Below are 22236 nucleotides of genomic sequence, written 5' to 3'. Positions count from 1 at the left end.
ATCGACGTCATCGCCACACCCACGCACTACACGTGGGACTTCAACGACGGCAGCCACGACCTGTCCACCGACAGCCCCGGCACGCCCTACCCCGAGTTCGACGTCTTCCACGTGTTCACCGACACCGGAACCACCACCATCGAGCTCACCACCACCTGGTCCGGCCGCTACCGGATCGACGGCGACGACACCTGGCTTGACGTCGTCGGCACCGCCCAGACCACCAGCACGACACCTGAGTTCGAGATCGTCGAGCGCCGCTCCCGCCTCGTCGCCCGCGACTGCAACGAAGACCCCGACCAACCCGACTGCCACTGACCACCCCCCTCAGTCACCCACGTCCCGCGCGAAACGTCCCCGCACGCCCGACKACACCCGCCGGACCGCACCCGCCGCACGACGCGGACAGCAGCAGCCCCCGCGCCGCAGTCGCACTTCCGCATCAGCCTCTCCCACAACCAGAAGCGTTGGTCGCGCCAGACAGGACCACGTCTTCGCGCTGGCGTGGGGGCGCGTCGGGGGTCGCGAGGGGTTGCCCCTTGGGGTCGACGGTGTGGCTGTGCCGCCTTCGGGCGTGGGACGGTGGGCGGGCACTGCGACTGGTCAGGGGGCCACGGCATGGACGTCGTCATCGCGTTGTTCCGGTTCGCCGTCGCGGCGCTCGCGCTGGTCGGCACGGAGGACATCTGGCTGAAGGGGCACCTGGGTGGGTTGCTGTACTTCACCAACCAGGCGGGTCTGCTGCTGGCGACGGTGATGATCTGGGGCGGGATCGCGTCGCTCGCCAAGAAGCCGCAGCCGCCGGGGTGGCTCAAGGGCGGGGTGACGCTGTTCCTGCTGATCACGGGTCTGGTCGCGACGTTCGTGCTGGCGCCCGAGGCAGCGGACGCGCCGAGCGTGGCGCTCGGGCTGACCTCGGGGCAGATCGAGCACCAGATCGACCCGACGGCCGCATTTCTCGACTTCCTCCTGTTCGACGCCCACCGCAGGCTCAAGCTCCGGTACAGCCTGTTCTGGCTCGGTTACCTGCTGGTCTACGTCGCGCTGGTCACGGTCCGCGGGGTGGTGTGGCCGTCGCTCGAGTATCCGTACGGGTTCATCGACCGCGGGGAGCTGGGTTGGGGCGGCCTCGGGCTGAACGTCGCGCTCTACGGCGCGGGGTTCTACCTGCTGGGTCTGGTCATCATCGGGATCGACCGGCTCCTGCCTGCGCGGGCGCTGTTCGGGTCCGCTGGACGAGTTGCGGTGCCCGACTGAATTCGAGCCGTGCTGATGCCGACAAGAGAGGGAGGGCATCGGATGCGGGGGTCACTCCGCGCGGCGAGGACGAGGAGGGCGCTCTGTGTYGACACCGAGCGACGTGCTGCACGCGGCCTTGTGCGCGCGCCCTCTGCAGACGGCGTCGGAGCTGACCCTGAGCGTCGCGAGCTCCGATCAGGAAGCGCTCACGACCGCCGAGGTCGAGCGGCTCCTGGTCAGCGACCCGCGGCTGCGAGCCGACACCAGCACGCCGCCGCGCTGGCGTGCGCTGGGCGCCGGTCACCCCGCGACGCTCCTGAAGCTGCCGACCCCGCGCCGTCGGGCCCAGCAGGTGATCGCGCCGGCGGCGTCGTTCGGTGAGCGGACCGGGTCCGCGGTCGTGGAGCTGCCGGACCCCAGTGGTGGGATCCTGCCGGCCGCGGCGTTCGCGGGCCGGCCCTCGGTGCGGCTCCAGGAAGAGTCTCCGAGCGTCCCCGTCCGGGTGCCGGTGAGCGAGCGGCTCGCGGCCGTCTCGAAGCCGACGGTCGAAGCACCTGCCGAGCCGAGCGTCGAGCCGAGCATCGCAGCCCACGCAAGACCGCCCATCGACCCGGGCCCGCTGGAGGTCGTTCTCGCCGCCCTCTCCGGGACGACCGTCGCGGCACCGGCCGCGCCGACCTCCGAGCCGACCGTCGCCGTCCCCGCTGGACCGACAGTCGCAGCACCGCTCTGGCCGACGGTCGAGCCGACGGTCGCCACCCCGGTCGCGCCCGTCAAGCAGGCGGTCCCGGTCGCGCCACGCGAGGCGACGCCCGCAGCCCCGGTCGCACCAGCCGAGCCGACTGCCTCGACACCGGTCTGGCCGACGGTCGTCGCCCCGGTCGCGCCGGTTGAGGCAACGCACGCCGCCCCCGTCGCGCCAGCCGAGCCGACGGTCGCGGCACCTTCCGAACGGATCGTCGCGCCGACGGTCGCGGCACCTGCCGAACGGATCGTCGCGCCGACGGTCGCCGCATCGGTCGCGCGGACACTCGCAGCACCCGCCGCACCAACGCTCGCAGCACCCGCCGCACCAACGCTCGCAGCACCCGCCGCAGCACCGATCGAAGCACTGATCGAAGCACCGGTCGCAGCGCCGGTCGAAGCGCCCGCCGAGCCGGTGTCCGCGACGCCGACCAACCCGACCGCTCGCGTCGCCGAGGCCCTCCCGGTGCGGGTCGCCGCCGAGGACCGCCCGCACCCTGAGCCGATCGCCGCCACGGCGCCGGGCGGGTTGTTCCGGGCGCTCGCCGCGACCGCCGTGGTCGAGCGGGGGCCGCTCCCGCCCGGTGGCGACGTCCGGTACGTCGGACCGCAGCTGCGCCGCTGGCAGAAGGACGTGCTCGATGCGTGGCTGGCGGAGGAGCGGCGCGGGATCGTCGAGGCGGTCAGCGCGCCGGGCCGTGTCATCGTCGGGGTGCTCGCGGCCTGGGACGCTCTGACGCGCGGCGAGAAGGTGCTGGTCCTGGTGCCGACGACGGACCTGCTGGAGCAGTGGTTCTCGACGCTGGAGCTGCACCTGCCGGGGTTGTCGATCGGGCGTCGGGACATCACGACGGCGCACACGTTCGACGAGTGCGACGTGCTGGTGTCGCTGGTGAGCGCGGCGTTCGGGCGCCAGCTGCTGGAGGACGGCCGGGCAGGGCTGGTCATCGCGGACGAGGTCCACAAGTACGGGTCGGCGCGCCCGGCGGAGACGCTGCGCGACGGGTTCCGCGCGCGGCTCGGTCTGACGTCGGCGATGGAGCGGCAGGACGCCGGGTTCGACGAGGTCCTGCGGCCGTACTTCGGTGCCGTGCTGGACGGGTGCGACCTGCGCCGCGGCCGGAAGGACGGTGTCCTCGCCCCGTTCCGGCTCGCGTACCTCGCGGTGGACCTCGACGCGGACGAGCAGGCGGAGCACGACGCCCTGTCCGCGCAGATCACGGACCTTGCCGGGCGTCTGACGGACCACGGCTGCAGCCCGCACAGGTTCGCCGACGACGTCATCCGTCTCCAGGGCGGCTGGCGCGAGAACTCCCGCGCGGCCGCGGACGCCAGCGCGTACCTGCGCGCGGTGAGCACCCGTCGGGACCTGCTGGCGACGTCGCCGGCGAAGACCGGGGCCCTCGCCACGCTCGCTCCGACGCTCGCCCGGTCCGCCCACGCGCTCGTCTTCGCGCACACCAAGGACGGCGCGGACGCTGCGGCGGCCGGTCTGCGTGCTGCCGGTGTCAGTGCGGCGTGGTTGCACAACGGCCTGGAACCCGAGGTCCGTCGGAACACCCTGCGTGACCTGCGCACCGACCGGCTGAAGGCGATCACGACGCCCAAGGTGCTCGACGAGGGTCTCGACCTGCCTGCCGTCGACGTGGTCGTCGTGCTCGCCGCCAGCCGGACCTACCGGCAGCTCGTGCAGCGCGCGAGCGCCGTGCTGTCGCCGACGGAGGCCGACCGGCTCCCCGTGGTCCTCGTCGTGCACGCGCGCGGGACCGTGGACACCGACGACGGCTTCGTCGCGGACCTCGCCGCTGTGGCGACAGAGGTGCGCACGTTCGACGTCGGCACCTCGGGCGCTGCGCTCGCTGCCTGGTTCCTCGGCGTCTAGAGGACGGTCGGCTCAGCTCGCGGCCCCGCACCGGGGCTCAGACAACCCCACGCGGGACACCTGACCGTCGCGACGACCCGACGAGCGGTCGGCCGGCGGGACCGCTGACCGTCGCGACTGCCTCGGCTCAGGCGCCCCGCGAGCAGGCCCGGCGGACCGACGACATCGAGGCGACGACTCCCTCGGTGACCGTGACCGACCCGACGGTGCCCGCGAACGGCGACGCGCCCCCGAACCCCTGACCGAGCCGGAACGGTCCCGACGACGCAGAGGTGGAGGCGCCGACGGGTCCGTCGGTCACGGGGTTCATGTCCCCGGGCTCGTCGGCGGTCCCGAGCTCGCAGACGTAGAGCGCGACGGTGCCCGCGACCGCGTCGTACGTGCCGGTGAGGTGCACCCACGAGCCGACGTTCGCCGCCCCGGCCGAGCGCGTGACGGACGTGCCGCCGACGCCGGTCGCAAAGGTCCAGCAGGCCGGCACGCCGTCGGCGCAGCCGGTGGTGTCGTACCCGAGCGCGAACCCGCCGTCCTGGCTCACCGCGGCGCCCTGGGTGCCGAGCGCGTCGACCCGCAGGAAGGCCGAGACGGTGAACGGCAGCGTGGTGTCGACGATCGCGCCCGCCGTGGCGGCGCCGTCGGCGGGGTCGTCGAAGAGGAGCGCGTGGTCGGAGTCGTCACCGGCGAGCTCGGCCAGCACGCCGGACGTCCACGTGGTGGTGGGGCTGAGGGTCAGCGGTGCGCCGGTGCCGGTCGCGGTGTCGCCCGCACCCTCGTCGAGAAGCCAGGTACCGCCGCCGCCCGTGGGGACGGGCCACGCGACGTCGAAGCGGTAGACGCGCGCCTCGCTCACGTTGCCCGCGCGGTCCACGGCCTGCACCTGCAGCAAGTGCGGTCCGGACGTCGTCGGCGTGTAGGAGATCGTCGGGGCGGTGGCGGGGACGGACTGTCCGAACCCGCTCCCGTCGAACGCGTACTGGTAGGCGACGACGTCGGGGGACTCGCTGCTCAGGGTGAACGACCCCCGCTGGCTGACCCCGCCCGCCGTCGCGTCCTCGACGTAGACCGCGGGCTCGCCGTCGACCGGCGTGATGACCGGGACGGCGGGGGCGGCGGCGTCGACGGTGAACTGGCAGAGCTTCGGCAGCCCCCAGCGGCCGCCGTCGTCCCGGCCGGTGACCAGCCAGGTGTACGTCCCGCCGTCGGTGAGCCGCCCTTCGGGCACCGTCGCGGCGTGCCGGGAGCCCGACGCCTGCTGTCCGGTCGCGGGCGGCGCCCAGACGACGCGGGCACGGGAGTCGAGCACCACGAACGTCGCCCGGACGCCCTGGCCGTCGGCGTCGCTCAGCGTCGCGCGCAGCGTCGGGGTGGTGCCCCGGACCCAGGGGCGGGCCGCGCCGGACGCGCAGGCGGTCACCGGGTTCGACGTCCCGGCCTCCGTCACGACGGGCGCCTTGCCGCTGGGGGGCGTCCAGGCGGACGCGGAGGTTGCCGGCACGACGAGCGCCGACACCACCGCCAGGACGACGGCACTGAGACGGAATCTGGCTGCGCGCACGGGGCCCCCTCGCTGGTGCTGACGGCTGGTTGCCGCAGGCTGCGATCGGAAGGTACTAGCCGGGACGTAGCGGTGGAAACAGGGCCGACGAGTGATACGTCGGAGCCGCCCTCTACCCTCGGCGCATGTTCCTCCTCGCCGACGGCGGCCTCGTCCTCAGCCCGAGCGACCTCGCCAACGCCGCCGCGTGCGAGCTCGCCGTGCTGGGTGATCTGGACGGTCGGCTCGGCTGGGCGCCACCGGCGCCGATCGCCGCGGACGCGATGCTCGCGCGCGTGGCCGCGCTGGGCACCGCGCACGAGGACGCGGTGCTGCAGCGGTACCGCGCGACGGCGGACGTCGTGACGATCGCGCGCCCGCGGTACGACGAGTCCGGCGAGCGCGCCGCTCTGGAACGGGTGCACGCCGCGACGCTGGCGGCCCTGTCGTCGGACGCGGACGTCGTCTACCAGGCCGGGTTCTTCGACGGACGGTTCACCGGCTGGGCGGACTTCGTGGTGCGCGAGGGCGACCGGTGGGCGGTGCTCGACACCAAGCTGGCGCGCAGCGTGAAGGTCACCGCGCTGCTGCAGCTCACCGCGTACGCGGACCAGCTGGTCACCGCCGGCGTCCCGGTCACGGACGACGTGCACCTGGTCCTCGGCGACCGCTCCCGGTCCAGCCACCGCCTCGCGGACCTCCTGCCGCTGTACCGCGAGCGCCGCACCCGCCTGGAGGCGCTGCTCGACGAGCACCGCGCCGCGCAGAGGCCGGTGACCTGGGGCGACACCCGCTACCGGGCGTGCGGCCGGTGCGACACCTGCACGGCGCACGTGGTCGCGCACCGGGACGTCCTCCTGGTCGCCGGGCTGCGGTCGACGCAGCGGGTGCGGCTGGCGGCGGCGGGCGTCGAGACGATCGACCAGCTGGCGGCGAGCACCGGGGCGGTGCCGGGCATCGGCGGCGCGACGCTGGCGAACCTCCGTCGGCAGGCTGCCCTCCAGGTCCGGCAGGAGATCGCGTCGGAGCCGCTGGTGTTCGAGGTCGTCGAGCCGGCAGCGATCGGCGACCTGCCGGTGCCCGACGAGGGCGACATCTTCTTCGACTTCGAAGGAGACCCGCTGTGGACGGGCGACACGGGCCCCGCGGACTGGGGCCTGGAGTACCTGTTCGGGGTGGTGGAGCCCGACGGCGCGTTCCGGCCGTTCTGGGCGCACGACCGCGCACAGGAGAAGCAGGCGTTCGTCGACTTCCTGGCCTACGTCGAGCAGCGCCGCGCCGCGCACCCCGGCATGCACGTCTACCACTACGCCCCCTACGAGCGGTCGGCGCTGCTGCGGCTCGCGGGCCGGCACGGCGTCGGCGAGGCCGCCGTCGACCAGCTCCTGCGCGACGGGGTGCTCGTCGACCTGTACGCGACGGTGCGCCGCGGCCTGCGGGTGGGCAGCAGCTCGTACTCGCTGAAGAAGCTCGAGCCGCTGTACATGGGCTCGGAGAAGCGCGGCGGCGCGGTCACCACCGCCACCGACTCCATCACCGAGTACGCGGAGGCGTGCGACCTGCGCGACGCCGGCGACGAGACCGCCTGGCGCGCCAAGCTCGCCGAGATCGGCGAGTACAACCGCTACGACTGCGAGTCCACGCTGCGGCTGCGCGACTGGCTGCTGGCGCACGGTCCGGCGCCGACGGGGTCCGCCGCGACGGAGGTCGAGGAGCCGGCGGAGGACGACCCGCTGGTCACCGACGTGCTCGCGAGGGCCGAGGGCATCGACGACCCGCGCGACGCCCAGGCGCTGCGGATGCTCGCGGCGGCCGTCGGCTACCACTCCCGCGAGGCCAAGCCGTTCTGGTGGGCGCACTTCGACCGGCTGCAGTCCGACCCGGCGGAGTGGATGGACCCCCGCGGCACGCTGCTCGTCGACGGGACGCCCGAGGTGGTCGAGGACTGGGGCATCGGCGCCGGACGGCAGACCTTCAGCCGCGTCCTGCGCGTCGCGGGCCACCTCGAGCCCGGCAGCGACCTGCGCGCCGGCGGCAAGGCCTACGCCCTCTACGACCCACCGCCCACCTACGCGCAGACCTCGACAACCGGGCACCGCGGCTGGACGCAGAGCGTGGAGATCCTCGACGTCACGTCGCAACGCGCGCCGGACTCACCGTCCGGCACCCGCGACGTCCTGCGCGTGGTCGAACGGCTCCCCAAGGGCGCGACCCCGGAGCGGGACCTGCCGATGGCCCTCGCACCGTCGGCGCCGCCGCAGACCACGAGCATCGTCGCGGCCATCCGCACCCTGGTGGAGAGCATCACCGGCGACCTGCCCGCCCTCCCCGCGGTCGACCTCCTGCGCCGGGTACCGCCGCGCACCCGGGCCCTCCCGCTCCCCCGTCCCGACGACGTCACCGGCACCACCGAGGCGATCATCGACGCTGTGCTCGACCTCGACGGCTCCTACCTCGCCGTGCAGGGACCTCCGGGCACCGGCAAGACGTACACCGGCGGGCACGTGATCGCGGCGCTCGCGGCGCAGGGGTGGAAGGTCGGTGTCGTCGCGCAGTCCCACGCGGTGGTCGAGAACATGCTGCKCGCGGTCAACGACGCCGGGCTGGCGGCGGAGCGCATCGGCAAGAAGGCGCAGGACGAGCACCCGGACGACGCCGTGTGGGAGTCGCTGCCGCAGCCCAAGAACGCGGTCGCGTTCCACGCCCGGCAGCCCGGCGGCTTCGTCATCGGCGGCACCAAGTGGGACTTCACCAGCCGGGACCGGATCCCCGACGGCGGGTTCGACCTGCTGGTCATCGACGAGGCCGGCCAGTTCTCGCTCGCCGACACGATCGCCGTCTCGACGTCGGCCCGGAACCTGCTGCTCCTCGGGGACCCGCAGCAGCTCCCGCAGGTCACCCAGGGCCGACACCCGGAGCCGGTGGACCGGTCGGCGCTCGGCTGGCTGGTCGACGGGCACGACACCCTGCCCGACGAGCTCGGCTACTTCCTGGCCCGCACCTGGCGGATGCACCCGACGCTCTGCGCGGCCGTCTCGCACCTGTCCTACGAGGACCGGCTGACCGCCGTCCCGCACACCGCCGAGCGGTCGCTGGACGGTGTCGCGCCCGGGCTGCGGACGGTCGTCGTCGACCATGCCGGCAACGCCGTCTCGTCACCCGAGGAGGCCGCGGTCGTCGTCGAGGAGGTCCGTGACCTGCTCGGTCGCCGCTGGACCGACGGAGCCAGCCGGCCGCTGACAGGGTCGGACATCCTCGTCGTCGCCCCCTACAACGCGCAGGTCTGGACCGTCCGCCGGGCCCTGGCCGCGGCGGGCATCGCCGACGTCCGCGTGGGCACCGTCGACAAGTTCCAGGGCCAGGAGGCGGCGGTCGTGCTGGTCACCACCTGCGCGTCGTCCGCGGACGAGGTGCCGCGCGGGATGGAGTTCCTGCTGAACCGCAACCGCCTGAACGTGGCCGTCTCCCGGGCGCAGTGGTGCGCGGTCATCATCCGGTCCCGCCGCCTGACCGACTACCTGCCCACCCGCCCGGAGACCCTGGCCGAGCTGGGCGCGTTCATCGGGCTGTGCGCGGCCGCTCACCGCGCGGAGGAGCCCGACACCCGGTAGAACCGATCCCCATGACCATCGTCGGAATCCACAACTCGCACGAGCAGGTCCATCCCGCAGCGCTCCTCGCGGCCACCCAGCGCGCGGAGCAGGCGGGGTTCGACGCAGCCATGTGCTCGGACCACTGGGCACCCTGGTCGGTCCGGCAGGGGCACTCCGGGTTCGCCTGGACGTGGCTCGGCGCTGCGCTGGCGACGACCGGGCTGTCGCTCGGCGCGGTGAACGCACCGGGCCAGCGGTACCACCCGGCGATCATCGCGCAGGCCGCGGCGACGCTGGCCGCGATGTTCCCCGGACGGTTCTGGGTCGCGCTGGGCTCGGGCGAGAACGTCAACGAGCACATCACCGGCGGGCGCTGGCCGGCCAAGGCCGAGCGGGACGCGCGCCTGCGGGAGTGCGTCGCGATCATCCGCGCGCTGCTCGACGGTGAGGAGGTGACGCACGACGGGCTGGTCACGGTGGACCGGGCCAAGCTGTGGACGCTTCCCGACGAGAAGCCGCTGCTCATCGGCCCCGCGGTGACGCCCGCGACGGCCCGCGCGCACGCCGACTGGGCCGACGGCCTGGTCACGGTCAACCAGTCGCCGGACGTCCTGAAGCAGGTCGTGCAGGAGTATCGCGACGCCGGTGGGCGCGGCGCACTGAACCTGCAGGTCCACGTGTCGTGGGCGCCCGACGCGGAGACCGCCCTGGCCGTGGCGCGCGACCAGATGGCCGGCCAGGTGTTCGGTCCGCCGGTCGCGTGGGACCTGGACACCCCCGAGGCGTTCGACTCCCTCGGCGCCCACGTCGGCGACGAGGCCCTGCGTCGCAGCGTGCTGGTCGACCACGACCCGGCGCGCCTGGCGGACCGCATCAGCGAGCTCGTGGCCATCGGCTTCGACGCGGTCTATCTGCACCAGGTGGCGACCGATCCCGCGCCGAGCGACGAGAAGCACGACGACGCCGCCCGCACGAGCACCCCCCGCAGCGCGACGCTCGACGCGTTCGTCGACATGGCCGCCGAGCACCTCCTCCCCCAGCTGAAGCAGGTGACCGCATGAGGATCCACGACACCGGCGACCTCTGGTGGAAGAACGCCGTCATCTACTGCCTGGACGTCGAGACGTTCATGGACTGGAACGACGACGGCATCGGCGACCTGCCGGGCCTGGTCCAGCGCATCGACCACCTGGCCGACCTGGGCGTCACGTGCCTCTGGCTCATGCCGTTCTACCCGACGGCCGACTACGACGACGGCTACGACATCTCCGACTTCTACGGGGTCGACCCGCGCCTCGGCGACGCCGGCGACCTGGTCGAGGCGATCCGCACGGCGAAGGACCGCGGGATCCGGGTGATCGTCGACCTCGTCGTGAACCACACGTCCGAGAAGCACCCGTGGTTCCAGAGCGCCCGCAAGTCCAAGGACAGCCCGTTCCACGACTTCTACGTCTGGCGCACGGACAAGCCGCCGTCGACCAAGGACAAGGTCGTCTTCCCCGACAAGGAGACGGGCATCTGGACCAAGAACGACCCCACCGGCGAGTGGTACCGGCACACCTTCTACCACCAGCAGCCCGACCTGAACACCGCGAACCCGCAGGTCAGGGACGCGATAGCGAAGGTCATCGGGTACTGGGCGGAGCTGGGCCTGAGCGGGTTCCGCGTGGACGCCGTGCCGTTCTTCCTGGCCGACGCCGCCAAGACGCCCGGGGACAAGGTCGAGGACAAGCACGACTTCCTCAAGGAGCTGCGGGCGTTCCTCACGCGGCGGGTGGGCGACGCGATCCTCATGGGCGAGGTCAACCTGCCGTACGCGGAGCAGCAGAAGTACTTCGGTGGCGACGGCGCCGACAGCGACGAGCTGACCCTGCAGTTCGACTTCATCGGGATGCAGAACCTGTACCTGGCCCTCGCCCGGCAGGACGCGCGGCCCGTCGCGAAGGCTCTGGAGCAGAGGCCGGAGATCCCGCACGACGCCCAGTGGGCCACGTTCGTGCGCAACCACGACGAGCTCACCCTGGACAAGCTGTCGGAGGACGAGAAGCAGGAGGTGTTCGCCGCCTTCGGCCCCGACCCCGACATGCAGCTGTACGACCGCGGCCTGCGCCGACGCCTCCCGACGATGCTCGGCGGCGACCCGCGCCGCCTCCGGATGGTCTACTCGCTGCTCTTCTCCCTGCCCGGCACCCCGGTGCTGTTCTACGGCGAGGAGATCGGCATGGGCGAGAACCTGGCGGCCGAGGGGCGGCTGGCGGTCCGCACCCCGATGCAGTGGACGTCCGGGCTCAACGGCGGGTTCTCCCGGGCGCCGAAGCGCGCGCTGTCCGGGCCGGTCACCGAGGGCGGGTTCGCCCCCGAGCACGTGAACGTCGCCGACCAGCGTCGCGACCCCGACTCGCTCCTGACCTTCGTGCAGCTCCTGGTCCGGCGGTACCGCGAGTGCCCCGAGCTCGGCTGGACGCCCCGCGCCGAGATCCTCGACCAGCCGCACGCCGCCGTCCTCGCGCACCGGAGCACCTGGGACGACGGGTCGCTCGTCGCGCTGCACAACCTGGGCACCGAGCCCGTGATGGTCCCGCTGAAGCTGGCCGACTGCGACGACACCGTCGAGCTGGTCGACCTGCTCCAGGACGGCTCGTGCACCATCGACGCCCACGGCCGCACGGAGGTCGAGCTCGACGGCTACGGCTACCGCTGGCTCCGCGTCGTCCGCGAGAACGACCGCCGCCTGCTCTGACCGTCGATGGTCGAACCGGTCATGGCTGCTGCATCGACCCGGGTTCACGGCACCAACCCCCGGTTCGGCCCCGGCGGGGTCGGGACGCGGCCGCCGGGGTCGAGGTCACGTCACGTCGACCAAGCCATGGCTGCCGCATCGGCCCCGGTTGATGGCACCCATGGCTCGGTCGTCCGGGGAACGTGGGCGAACCCGACATGGGTGCCGTCATTGACGAGGATGGCGGCACCCATGTCGGGTTCGGTTTCCGGGGTCAGCCGGCTGCGCAGGTGAGCGTCGGGGTGCCGGCGCCCGTCGCTGAGTTGGCGATGAAGCCGAAAGCCGTGCGGCCGCCCGCCGCGAGCGAGCCGTTCCAGGTGACGTTGCGGGCCGTGAGCGCCGATCCGCTGCCGGTGACCGTCGCGTTCCACGACTGGCTCAGCGTCACGCCCGCGGGCAGGGCAAGAGTGACCGCCCAGCCGGTCAGCGGCGCGGACCCTGCGGTCACCGTGACCTCGCCCTGGAACCCGCCGTTCCAGCGGGAGACCGCGGTGAACGTGGCTGAGCAGGCGCCCCCGGGGACCGACGTGGGCGTCGGCGTGGGCGTCGGCGAAGCAGTCGGTGTCGGCGTGGGCGTCGGTGACGCAGTCGGCGTCGGCGAAGGCGTGGGTGAAGGCGTGGGGGTCGGTGTCGGTGTCACCGGCGTCGTCGGACCACCCCATGCCGCCGACGTGTCCAGCCACGCGGCCCGGCGCAGCATCCAGGACTGCAGCTCCGACACCTGCCCCTGCCACGTCCCGGTGGTCGAGGTGATGAACGGCCCGATCATCCGCGTCGAGAGGTTCGGGTACCGCGTGAAGTTGCGTGCGGCGGCACCGCTGAGCGGCGCGGTCAGCCCGCTCACCCGGGTCCGCAGCTCGTTGTCGGACAGGGTGCTGCGGCGCAGCTCCTGCCACCGGACCTTGACCTGGTTGACGAAGGCGGGGTCCTGCATCAGCACGGTGAACCAGTCGAACGCGATCGGCTGCCGCGTCTGCTGGTACTGCCAGCCCTGCACCTGCTCGTTGCCGAAGTAGCCGCCCACCCCGAAGGTCAGGTCGAAGTCCCAGAGCGGACCGGCGGTGAGCTTGCCCCCGCGGTCCTTGTAGAAGTACTGGCTCCGGTAGTAGGCGTCGAGGTCCCGGCTCAGCTCGTTGATGATCGCGAAGTCCACGAACGAGGCCACGTCGACGTACGCGGGGTAGCCGGTGGTGGGGTTGAAGCGGTCGGCGCTGTGCAGCACGTCGTTGAGCTTCTGGACGTAGCCGGTGATGTACGCCCTCTGCTGCGGGACGAGGTCGTCCGGGTCCTTGACCTCCAGGTCGGTCCAGCAGGGCGAGCCCGTGCAGGTGAGCCGGGGCTCCTTGGCGGCCAGCCACTCGAACGCCATGATGTAGCCGCCCTCGACCTTCGGCGGGGTGACGTCCTCGGGGTCGAGGCCCTTGAGGTCCAGCCGGTTCTTCTGGTTCTTGATGGTCTCCTCGAGCATGTAGACGCCGCGGTAGTCGTTGGCGGCGACGGGGTTGGCGTCGTCGTTCACGTAGACCTCGACCAGGCGGTACCGGGGCGTCGCCAGACCCATCGCGCGGCCCAGGTCGTAGACGAGCGCCTCGCGGACCAGCGACTTGTCCGCGAACGGGCCGCGCAGCACCCAGTCGGACTCCGCCGGCATGCCGAAGAAGGGCAGGTCGAGGTCGTCGCCGGTGTCGTCCCACAGCTCCAGCCGGTAGGGCAGCTTGTCGAACATCCGGCTCGACTGCCCGCGCAGGTGGTACCCGCCACGGGCCGCGAGCGTCGGTGTCGCCTKGAGCGACGTCGTGCCACCGGACGGCTGGAACTCCATGATCGCGACCGACCGGAAGTCGTCGCCGACCGCCCCGCCGCCGTACGCGTCGAGCAGGAGGACGGGCAGGTCGTGGGCCGTCGAGACGTTCGTCGCGACGTACTGCGCCGACGCCGGAGCCCCCGTCGCCACCCCGCCGACGAACGCCTGCGCCCGGACCTCGGTGCTCCGGGTCAGCTGCACGGGTCCGGAGGCCACGGTCGACGAGGCCGTCGGCGCGCTGCCGTTCGTCGTGTAGCGGACCTGCGCACCGGCGACCGTGGTGCTCAGGCTCACCGACGCCGAGCCGGTGAACGTGCCGCTGGGCCGGGAGAACGTGACGTCCCCGGCCGCGACGGCGGCGGCCACGGGAGCGACCGCGGGCGTCGACCCGAGCAGTGGGAGGGCGAGCGCCGCGGCCAGCACGGCGGCGGTGGCGACTCGGATCGGGCGTGACATCAGCGGCACTCCTCGGTCAGGCGGATCGGTCGGGTGAGGCGACAGCGGGGGGCGGCGGGCGGATCAGGTCGGGGTGGTCGTCGAGCAGGGCAGCAGGTGGCGGTGCAGGGTGCGGCGCCAGCGCGTCGCGGGCAGGTCCGGCTGCAGCGCCGCCAGCCCGGTCGCGTACTTCGAGATGCGCTGCGGCCGGTGCCCGTGGGCCCAGAGCAGGCGGTCGGCGCCGGACGCGGTCGAGCCGGTCTTGGTCTCGACGACGGCGACGCCGCGCAGGGTCAGCGGGGTGCGCCCGTCGTGCCACGAGAGGTCGACGTCGACGGTGACACGGCTCGCGGTCTCCGGCAGGAAGAGCGTCGTGCGCAGGTACCGCGTGACCAGGGTCGGCGCGAAGTCGAGCCCGTCCGTGCCGCGGATCCCGTGGGCGCCGAGCACGCCGGAGACGAACCAGCGTCCGTGCGCGATGGTGTGCCGGTCGTGCAGGTCGTACGGCAGGCGCTCCTTGACGGTGGTGCCTCGCGGCCCGCGTGTCTTGACCTCCAGCCAGCACTGCGCGGAGTCCAGGTAGCTGCGGGTCCGGACCTTGAACCGGCGCCGCCGGCGGTGCGCGGCCAGGTGGTACGCGAGCAGGTCGGGGGTGTCGAAGTAGACGGACTCGTAGTCGAAGAGCCGCTGCCCGCCGATGTMGAGAACCTGCGCCTGGGACGCGAGGCGGTCGAGCAGGACGTCGACCTCGCCGACGGGCACGAGGTACTTGCGGTCGACGCGGGTCTGCAGGCCTGCTCGTTCGATGAGCTCGTCGAGGCTCATCGGGGCGAGGCGGCTCAGGGGCGTGTCGAGGACGGTGGCGGTCATGAGGCCACCCCGACCCGGCGCCGCCCGCTGGCCAGGGCCAGCGTCTCGTAGCGGACGTCCACCCAGGTGGTGTCGTTGACCAGGTCGACGCGCTGCACCGACACGGTGTGCACCCGGGCGCCGAGCAGCTGTTCGAGCCGCGCGACGAGGGCGACGTGGTCCGTCAGGGCCCCGTCGAGCACGAGCTCCTGGCGCTGGTGGCGGCGCAGCAGCCTTGGGTGGTCGCCGACGACGACCGCGACCAGCAGCAGCGCCATGAGCGCGGGCGAGTGCCAGAGCACCGTGCCGGGCAGCGCGCCGAGCACCCCGAGGGCGAGCGCCGCGAAGTAGTAGGCGACCTCCCGCTGGTCGATCTCGGTGGACCGCAGCCGGATGATCGACAGCACCCCGAACAGCCCGAGCCCCAGCCCGGCGCCGATGTTCCCGGACCCGAGCGACGACGCGACGACGAGCACGCCGACGTTGACGCCGATGAACGCCACGACCAGGTCGCGCCGGCGGTGCCGCCGGAAGTAGACGCCGGTGAGCACGACGACCGCCACCAGATCGGCACCGATGAGCATGAGCTGTGGCATGGCGAGAGTGACCCCCTGCGACCCGTGGACGTCGCCGGTGAACACCGGACGAACGTGGTGGAAACACTTGGGGAGCCTGGGGCGGGCGCCACATCTGGTCAATGCGCTAAACGATTTCCATATCGTTATCGATAACGATTGCTACCCGTATTCGCGCGGCGCTTTATCGTCACAACATTGGCCTCCGCCCCGGATCGCGACCATCCGCGGCGGCTCGGGCGACCCGGGCGTCTGAACCGTTTCGTTCCGCTCACCCACCGGCTCACCCAGCGGACTCCCAGCAATCTCGCGTACCGTGCCGAGGTCCGCCGCCTCCCCGGGCGGGACCCGAACCCGACGGAGGACCCTCGTGCGCCGCACGACCACCGCCCGCCGCGGCCTCGCCGCAGCAGCCCTGACCCTGTCCCTCGGCCTCGCGCTGACCRCGTGCTCCGGCGGCTCCGCCGACGACCCGTCGCCGTCCTCGTCGTCGGCGTCGACCGCGAACCCCGCCGACGCCGCCGCGCTGGCGAAGGTCGAGGTCGAGGGCGACCCCGGCAGCAAGCCCACCATCACGCTCCCCGAGACGCCGTTCGAGGTCAGCGCCCTCACGGTCCGCGTGGTCGACGAGGGTGACGGCGACGTCATCACGGAGGGTCAGACCCTCTCGATCGAGACGACGGCCGTCAGCGGTGCGGACGGCAGCGAGCTGGGCGACACGTACTCGACCGCCCCCGAGAAGATCGTCGCCGACGACACCCTGCTGCCCGAGCTGCACGACGCGCTCGTCGGCCAGAAGGTCGGCGTCCGCATCCTCTTCGCCATCCCCGGCACCGCCGAGGAGGGCGCCACGGCGGCCCCCGTCACGAACGTGGTCGTCGGCGAGGTCGTCGAGGCCAAGGACACCCCGAAGCCGCTCGCCGGTCCCGAGGGCCAGGCCGTGACGCCCGCCGCCGGCCTGCCGACGGTCACGCTGGACGCCGACGGCAAGCCGACGGTGACGCCGGTCGCCGGCGACCCGCCCACGACGCTCGTCGTGCAGCCGCTCATCAAGGGCACCGGCGACGAGGTCACGGCGGACCAGACGCTCACCGTGAACTACAGCCTGTTCCTCTGGGACGGCACGCCCGTCGAGTCGTCCTTCGACAGCGGTGAGCCGGCGACGTTCGCGCTGAACGCGGTCATCCCGGGCTGGACCGAGGGCCTCGCCGGCCAGACCGTCGGCAGCCAGGTGCTGCTCGTGGTCCCGCCGGACAAGGGCTACGGCGACCAGGCCAGCGAGTCCATCCCGGCGAACTCCACGCTGATCTTCGTCGTGGACATCCTCGCGGCCTCCTGACAGACCGCTGCACAGCACGAGCCCGGGACGCCTCGCGTCCCGGGCTCGTGGCGTCCTAGGGTGTCCAGAGAGCAAACCCTGGACGGGGAGAGGCCATGGCAGCGTCGCCGAGGATCCGCACCGTGGCGCTGCTGGGCGCCGTCGGCTCGGGCAAGACCACCCTGACCGAGGCGTTGCTGCACCGCGCCGGGGTCCTGACCCGGACCGGTCGCGTCGAGGACGGCTCGACGGTGAGCGACCACGAGCCGGAAGAGATCGCGCGCGGCATCTCCCTGGGCCTCGGCGTCGCCCCCTTTCCGTGGACCGCGACGGACGGCAACGCGTACGACGTGACGCTCCTGGACACCCCCGGGTCGGCGGACTTCGCGGGGTCGGTCGACGCGGCGCTCGCCGCGGCGGACCTGGCGCTGGTCGTCGTCAGCGCGGTCGACGGGGTGCAGGCCGGCACCCACGCGGCGTGGCGGCTCGCGGCCGACGCCGGGGTGCCGCGGATGGTCGTCGTGACCAAGGAGGACAAGGCGCGCGCGGACTTCCGGCACGTGCTGGCGGACCTGCGCGCGGCGTTCGGCGACGGCCTGGTCCCCCTGGAGCTGCCGCTGGGTGAGGAGACGGCGTTCACGGGCGTCGCCGACGTGCTCAGCGAGGAGGGCCTCGCGTACGACGGCGAGGGTCACCACCACGCGGAGGCGCTGCCGGCCGGGCTCGCCGACGAGGAGCACCGCCTGCACGACGAGATCACCGAGGAGATCGTCGCCCACGACGACGACCAGCTCGAGCGGTACCTGTCGGGCGAGGTGCCCACGACGCAGGAGCTGGAGAGCACGCTCGCGCACGAGGTCCTGGCCGGCGAGGCGTTCCCGGTCCTCATGGCGTCGGGGGTCACCGGCGTGGGCGTCGACCGGCTCGCGGACCTGCTGTGCGAGCTGGGCCCGTCGCCGGCGGACCGGACGGCACGGGTGCAGGCCGGCAGGACGGAGGTCGAGGTCGCCGCCGACCCCGCCGGCCCGACGCTGCTGTACGCGTTCCGGACGCTCGCGGACCCGTTCGTCGGCCAGGTCACCATGTTCCGGGTGCTGTCCGGCACGGTCCGCAACGGCGACCGGCTGCTCAACACCGCGACCCGCACGGAGGAGCGCATCCCGGGCCTGTTCCGGCTGCGCGGCAAGGAGCACCTGCCGGTCGACGCGGTGCCGGCGGGCCAGATCGGCGCCGTCGCGAAGCTCACGGGCACCCCGTCGGGAACCCTGCTGGCGGAACGGACCGGGCCGGGCGCGTCGATGACCGCCCGGCCCCCGCGCGAGCGGGCCACGGTGTTCGCCCTGGCTCTGGCACCGCTCACGCAGTCCGACGACGACCGCCTCTCCGCCGCCCTGACCCGGCTCACCGCCGAGGACCCGACGCTGCGCGTCGACCGCTCGGGCGACAGCACTGTCCTGCGCGGCCTCGGCGACACGCACCTGACCGTGGCCCTGGAGCGGCTGGCCCGGGTGTTCGGGGTGCACGTCAGCACCTCCCCGGTGCCGGTCGGGTACCGGGAGACGATCCGGCGGCCGGTCGAGGCCGAGGGCAAGGTCAAGAAGCAGTCGGGCGGGCACGGGCAGTTCGCCGTGGTGCAGCTGCGGGTGTCCCCGCTGCCCAGCGGGTCCGGGTTCGAGTTCGTCGACGCGATCGTCGGCGGCGCGATCCCGCGCACCTACGTCCAGGCGGTGCACAAGGGCGTCGTCGAGGCGATGGCCTCCGGCGGGCCGCACGGGTACCCCGTGGTGGACCTGCGCGTCGAGGTCTACGACGGCAAGTCGCACTCGGTCGACTCCTCCGACATGGCGTTCCGGACGGCCGCCGCGACCGGGGTCCGCGACGCGCTGCACGCCGCGGGCACGACGGTCCTCGAACCGATCAGCCACGTGTCCGTCACCGTGCCGATGGCCGCGCAGGGCGACGTGATGAGCGACCTGTCCGCCCGCCGCGGGCACATCAACGCGACCACGTCCCTCGACGACGGCCTGGTGCTCATCGAGGCGTCGGTGCCGGAGGCCGAGCTGGCCCGGTACGTGCTGGACCTGCGCTCGATCACCGGCGGCCGCGCGGAGCTGACCATCGAGCCCGACCGGTTCGAGGTCTGCCCCGACCACCTGGTCCCCGCGTGAGTGCTGAGCGCGAGCTCGCGGAGCTGACCCGCCTGGTCCGCGAGTTCAGCACCGAGCGTGACTGGCAGCAGTTCCACGACCCGAAGTCGGTGATCCTCGCGCTCGTCGGCGAGGTCGGCGAGCTGGCGGAGCTGTTCCAGTGGGTGCCCGCCGACGAGGCCGTCGCACGGTTCTCTGCGCCGGACCGGCACGCGCGCGTCGCCGAGGAGATGGCCGACGTCCTCGTCTACCTGGTGTGCCTGGCGGACGTGCTCGGCGTCGACCTGGGCGAGGCCGCGCGGACCAAGCTCGCCGACTCCCACCGCCGGTTCGCTGCCGACTCCGTCCGTGGCGTCGCACCCCACAAGCCGTAGCCTCGTCCCCATGGCCCGGTACTTCGACGTCCACCCCGAGAACCCCCAGCCGCGGTCGATCGCGCAGGTGGTCGAGCTGCTCCGCAAGGACGCGGTCATCGCCTACCCCACGGACTCCTGCTACGCGCTCGGTTCCCGGATCGACAACCACGCCGGGGCCGACCGCATCCGCGCGATCCGGCACCTCGACGACCGGCACCACTTCACGCTGATCTGCGCCGACTTCGCGCAGCTGGGGCAGCTGGTGCACCTGGACAACAGCGCCTTCCGCGCCATCAAGTCGGCGACGCCCGGGCCGTACACGTTCATCCTGCTGGCGACCCCCGAGGTGCCCAAGCGGCTGGCGCACGCGAAGAAGCGGTCCGTCGGCGTGCGCATCCCGAACCATCCGGTGGCCCAGGCGATCCTGCGCGAGCTGGGCGAGCCCCTCCTGTCCAGCACCCTGCTGATGCCCGGTGCCGAGTGGCCGATGGTCGAGGGCTGGCAGATCAAGGAGGAGCTGGACCTGGCGCTCGACGCCGTGGTCGACGCCGGCGACTGCGGCACCGAGCCGACCACGGTGGTCGACTGGACGGACGGCGCCCCGGAGGTCGTCCGGGTGGGCGCCGGAGACCCGGACCGCTTCAGCTGACAGGAGCCGAGCGTGGCGTACGTCGGCGTGGTCGGGCCGTCGTCGGCCGACGAGTGCGAGCTGGGTGACGCCGAGGCGCTCGGCCGCGGGCTCGCGCAGCGCGGGCACGTCGTCGTCTGCGGCGGGCTMGGCGGGGTCATGGAGGCCGTCGCGCGGGGGGCCGCGAGCGCCGGCGGCACCGTCCTCGGCCTGCTGCCCGGGAGCGATCGGGCCGACGCCAACCCGCACGTCACGGTCGCCGTCCCGACAGGCCTGGGCGAGCTGCGCAACGGTCTGCTGGTGCGGTCGAGCGACGTCGTCGTGGGCGTCGGCGGGTCCTGGGGAACGCTCAGCGAGATAGCGCTCGCCGTGCGCGCCGGCAGGCCCGTGATCGGGATTCGCGGCTGGGTCCTGACCACGCAGGACGGGCAGGAGATCGCCGGCGGACCGCGGGCGGTGTCGTCGGTCGACGAGGCGCTCGACCTGCTCGACGCCATGCTTTCCGAAGAGCCCTGACCTGCAGGAATGGCACTTCCGGAAGGCATTCGTACATTACCGATACAGCGCGCTCGTATTGACCGATACAGCCCGCCAAGGTGTACCGATACAGCCCAGAAAAGGGCTGAACGACTGCCACTGACGAGTGATTGACAGCCACTTCTTTAACCCACTAGAAACAACCCCCGGCGCCGCTTTCAGTGGAGTGGAAGCGCTCCGACATGGCGGTCGGACCCCCCTGGTCGCCATGACCCTCTTGGCACACCGGAGGTTGTTGCACGTGACACCTGACGCAACGGTGCGGACGCAGGCACCGGGTTCCCAGCGGCACCGTCGCCGCCGCACGATCATCGCGGGAGCGGCCGCGACCGTCCTCGCCGCCACCACCCTCGTCGCCGCCAACGCGAACGCGGCCGTCCCGACGACGCCGTCGGGCTGGTCGCTGCAGTGGAGCGACGACTTCACCGGCTCCGCCGGTCAGCTGCCGTCGTCGAACAACTGGCTCTTCACCACCGGCACGCAGTACTCGGGCGGCCCCGCCAACTTCGGCACCGGCGAGATCCAGACGTACACGACGAGCTCTCAGAACATCGGGCTCGACGGTTCGGGCAACCTGAAGATCACGCCCGTCAAGGCCAGCAACGGGTCCTGGACGTCGGCGCGCATCGAGACGAAGCGGACCAACTTCAAGCCCCCGTCGGGCGGCGTCCTGCGCATCGAGGGCCGTATCGCGATGCCCGACGTCACCGGCGCCTCCGCCGCGGGCTACTGGCCGGCGTTCTGGGCGCTGGGCTCCCCGTACCGCGGCAACTACTGGAACTGGCCGGGCATCGGCGAGCTCGACATCATGGAGAACGTCAACGGCCTGAACCAGGTCTGGGGCACGCTGCACTGCGGCGTGAACCCCGGCGGCCCGTGCAACGAGACCAACGGCCTCGGCGCCACCCGCAGCTGCCCGACCACCAGCTGCCAGGGCAACTTCCACACCTACGCGATCGAGTGGGACACGAGCGTCAGCCCGCAGATCCTGCGCTGGTACGTCGACGGTCAGAACTTCCTGAACATCACGCAGAACCAGGTCGGCGCCCAGTACTGGAGCGACATGACCAGCCACGAGGGCTACTTCATCCTCCTCAACGTGGCCATGGGCGGCGCGTTCCCGAACGGCGTCGCCGGCTCCTCGACCCCGACCAGCAGCACGGTCTCCGGCAAGCCGATGCTCGTCGACTACGTGGCCGTCTACACCAAGGGCGGCGGCGGAAACCCGACGACCACCGCGACGCCGACGGGAACACCGTCCCCGACGTCGACCGGCGGCGGGACCAACCGGAGCGCGTTCAGCACCATCGAGGCGGAGTCGTTCAACGCGCAGTCCGGCGTCGTCGCCGGTGCCACCGAGATCGGCTACATCGCGAACGGTGACTGGGTCCAGTACAACAACGTCGACTTCGGCACCACGTCGCCCAAGGACGTCGTCGTGCGGGCCGGCTCCGGAGCGGGCGGCGGCATCAGCGGTCTGGTCGAGGTCAAGCTCGACAGCCTCAGCAACGGGTCGGTCGCGCAGGTCGCGGTCGGGAACACCGGGGGCTGGAGCACGTGGCAGAACCTGGCGATGAACGTCGGTGCGCAGGTGACCGGCAAGCACACGGTGTACCTGAAGTTCACCAGCGGGCAGCCGCAGGACTTCGTGAACGTCGACTCGTTCGTCTTCCGCAAGTAGCGCACGGCACCCGACAGCCCCGGTGGACTCGTCCGCCGGGGCTGTCGGCCGCTCGACGTCGAAGCGCTTCACACGGTGCGCCGCGCGTCTCCCGGACGCTACGAAGGAACGCGCCGCAGCCGTCCGGCCGGCCAC

Annotated in this window: 15 protein-coding genes and 1 pseudogene; 12 read left to right on the top strand and 4 right to left on the bottom strand. The window is 72.6% G+C overall.

Annotation, left to right across the window (positions count from 1 at the left end; translation table 11 throughout):
• The 3 genes and pseudogenes from ACXJKF_RS03435 to ACXJKF_RS03425 form a co-directional block, all read left to right on the top strand.
• A pseudogene (locus ACXJKF_RS03435) lies at positions 1–318 on the top strand (hypothetical protein); the annotation flags it as partial.
• A gap of 300 nt (positions 319–618) precedes the next feature.
• On the top strand, positions 619–1257 hold the full coding sequence (locus ACXJKF_RS03430; protein WP_456786336.1) for a Pr6Pr family membrane protein: 639 nt from the start codon (positions 619–621) through the stop codon (positions 1255–1257).
• 85 nt (positions 1258–1342) lie between these two features.
• Positions 1343–3865 (top strand): helicase-related protein, encoded by a 2523-nt coding sequence (locus ACXJKF_RS03425; protein ID WP_456786335.1) that lies wholly within the window; start codon positions 1343–1345, stop codon positions 3863–3865.
• A gap of 127 nt (positions 3866–3992) precedes the next feature.
• Here ACXJKF_RS03425 and ACXJKF_RS03420 read toward each other — a convergent pair whose 3' ends face one another.
• On the bottom strand, positions 3993–5420 hold the full coding sequence (locus ACXJKF_RS03420) for a LamG domain-containing protein (protein WP_456786334.1): 1428 nt from the start codon (positions 5418–5420) through the stop codon (positions 3993–3995).
• Between the two features lie 125 nt (positions 5421–5545).
• On the opposite strand from ACXJKF_RS03420, the gene ACXJKF_RS03415 reads away from it, so the two are divergent.
• Genes ACXJKF_RS03415 through ACXJKF_RS03405 form a run of 3 tightly spaced genes read left to right on the top strand, consistent with a single transcriptional unit; the run spans position 5546 to position 11732 of the window.
• Positions 5546–9010 carry a TM0106 family RecB-like putative nuclease gene (locus tag ACXJKF_RS03415; protein ID WP_456786333.1) on the top strand — a complete coding sequence of 1155 codons (3465 nt, stop codon included), beginning with the start codon at positions 5546–5548 and terminating at the stop codon, positions 9008–9010.
• Positions 9011–9021: 11 nt separating this feature from the next.
• Positions 9022–10053 carry a TIGR03885 family FMN-dependent LLM class oxidoreductase gene (locus tag ACXJKF_RS03410; protein ID WP_456786332.1) on the top strand — a complete coding sequence of 344 codons (1032 nt, stop codon included), beginning with the start codon at positions 9022–9024 and terminating at the stop codon, positions 10051–10053.
• On the top strand, positions 10050–11732 hold the full coding sequence (locus ACXJKF_RS03405; protein WP_456786331.1) for an alpha-amylase family protein: 1683 nt from the start codon (positions 10050–10052) through the stop codon (positions 11730–11732). Before ACXJKF_RS03410 ends, ACXJKF_RS03405 begins: the two co-directional genes overlap by 4 nt.
• Before the next feature lie 253 nt (positions 11733–11985).
• Here the strand turns inward: ACXJKF_RS03405 and ACXJKF_RS03400 are convergent, their stop codons facing one another.
• The 3 genes from ACXJKF_RS03400 to ACXJKF_RS03390 all read right to left on the bottom strand — a co-directional run bounded on the left by ACXJKF_RS03400 (position 11986) and on the right by ACXJKF_RS03390 (position 15455).
• Complete coding sequence (locus tag ACXJKF_RS03400) at positions 11986–14031, bottom strand: CotH kinase family protein (RefSeq protein WP_456786330.1); 2046 nt, start codon at positions 14029–14031, stop codon at positions 11986–11988.
• Positions 14032–14094: 63 nt separating this feature from the next.
• A complete protein-coding gene (locus tag ACXJKF_RS03395; RefSeq protein WP_456786329.1) occupies positions 14095–14880 on the bottom strand; it encodes a polyphosphate polymerase domain-containing protein in 786 nt (261 codons plus the stop codon).
• Complete coding sequence (locus ACXJKF_RS03390) at positions 14877–15455, bottom strand: DUF4956 domain-containing protein (RefSeq protein ID WP_456786328.1); 579 nt, start codon at positions 15453–15455, stop codon at positions 14877–14879. Before ACXJKF_RS03390 ends, ACXJKF_RS03395 begins: the two co-directional genes overlap by 4 nt.
• 349 nt (positions 15456–15804) lie before the next feature.
• On the opposite strand from ACXJKF_RS03390, the gene ACXJKF_RS03385 reads away from it, so the two are divergent.
• From ACXJKF_RS03385 to ACXJKF_RS03360, 6 genes are all read left to right on the top strand, one after another.
• The gene (locus tag ACXJKF_RS03385) at positions 15805–16773 is read left to right on the top strand and encodes an FKBP-type peptidyl-prolyl cis-trans isomerase (protein WP_456786327.1); all 969 of its coding nucleotides are present in this window, start codon (positions 15805–15807) and stop codon (positions 16771–16773) included.
• Positions 16774–16868: 95 nt separating this feature from the next.
• Positions 16869–18920: an elongation factor G gene (locus ACXJKF_RS03380; protein WP_456786326.1), complete on the top strand. Its 2052-nt coding sequence runs from the start codon at positions 16869–16871 to the stop codon at positions 18918–18920.
• Positions 18917–19273 carry a nucleotide pyrophosphohydrolase gene (locus ACXJKF_RS03375; RefSeq protein WP_456786325.1) on the top strand — a complete coding sequence of 119 codons (357 nt, stop codon included), beginning with the start codon at positions 18917–18919 and terminating at the stop codon, positions 19271–19273. The genes ACXJKF_RS03380 and ACXJKF_RS03375 overlap by 4 nt, the downstream gene beginning before the upstream one ends.
• A 10-nt stretch (positions 19274–19283) precedes the next feature.
• Complete coding sequence (locus ACXJKF_RS03370; protein WP_456786324.1) at positions 19284–19904, top strand: L-threonylcarbamoyladenylate synthase; 621 nt, start codon at positions 19284–19286, stop codon at positions 19902–19904.
• Positions 19905–19916: 12 nt separating this feature from the next.
• Positions 19917–20399, top strand: a complete 483-nt coding sequence (locus tag ACXJKF_RS03365; protein WP_456786323.1) for a TIGR00725 family protein — start codon at positions 19917–19919, stop codon at positions 20397–20399.
• Between the two features lie 262 nt (positions 20400–20661).
• Positions 20662–22101, top strand: a complete 1440-nt coding sequence (locus ACXJKF_RS03360; RefSeq protein ID WP_456786322.1) for a glycoside hydrolase family 16 protein — start codon at positions 20662–20664, stop codon at positions 22099–22101.
• The last annotated feature ends 135 nt before the right edge of the window (positions 22102–22236 follow it).

The sequence above is a fragment of the Cellulomonas sp. P5_C5 genome (assembly GCF_054049655.1).
Note: the sequence above shows the minus strand (reverse complement) of the source record. Positions and strands in the feature narration are given on the sequence as shown.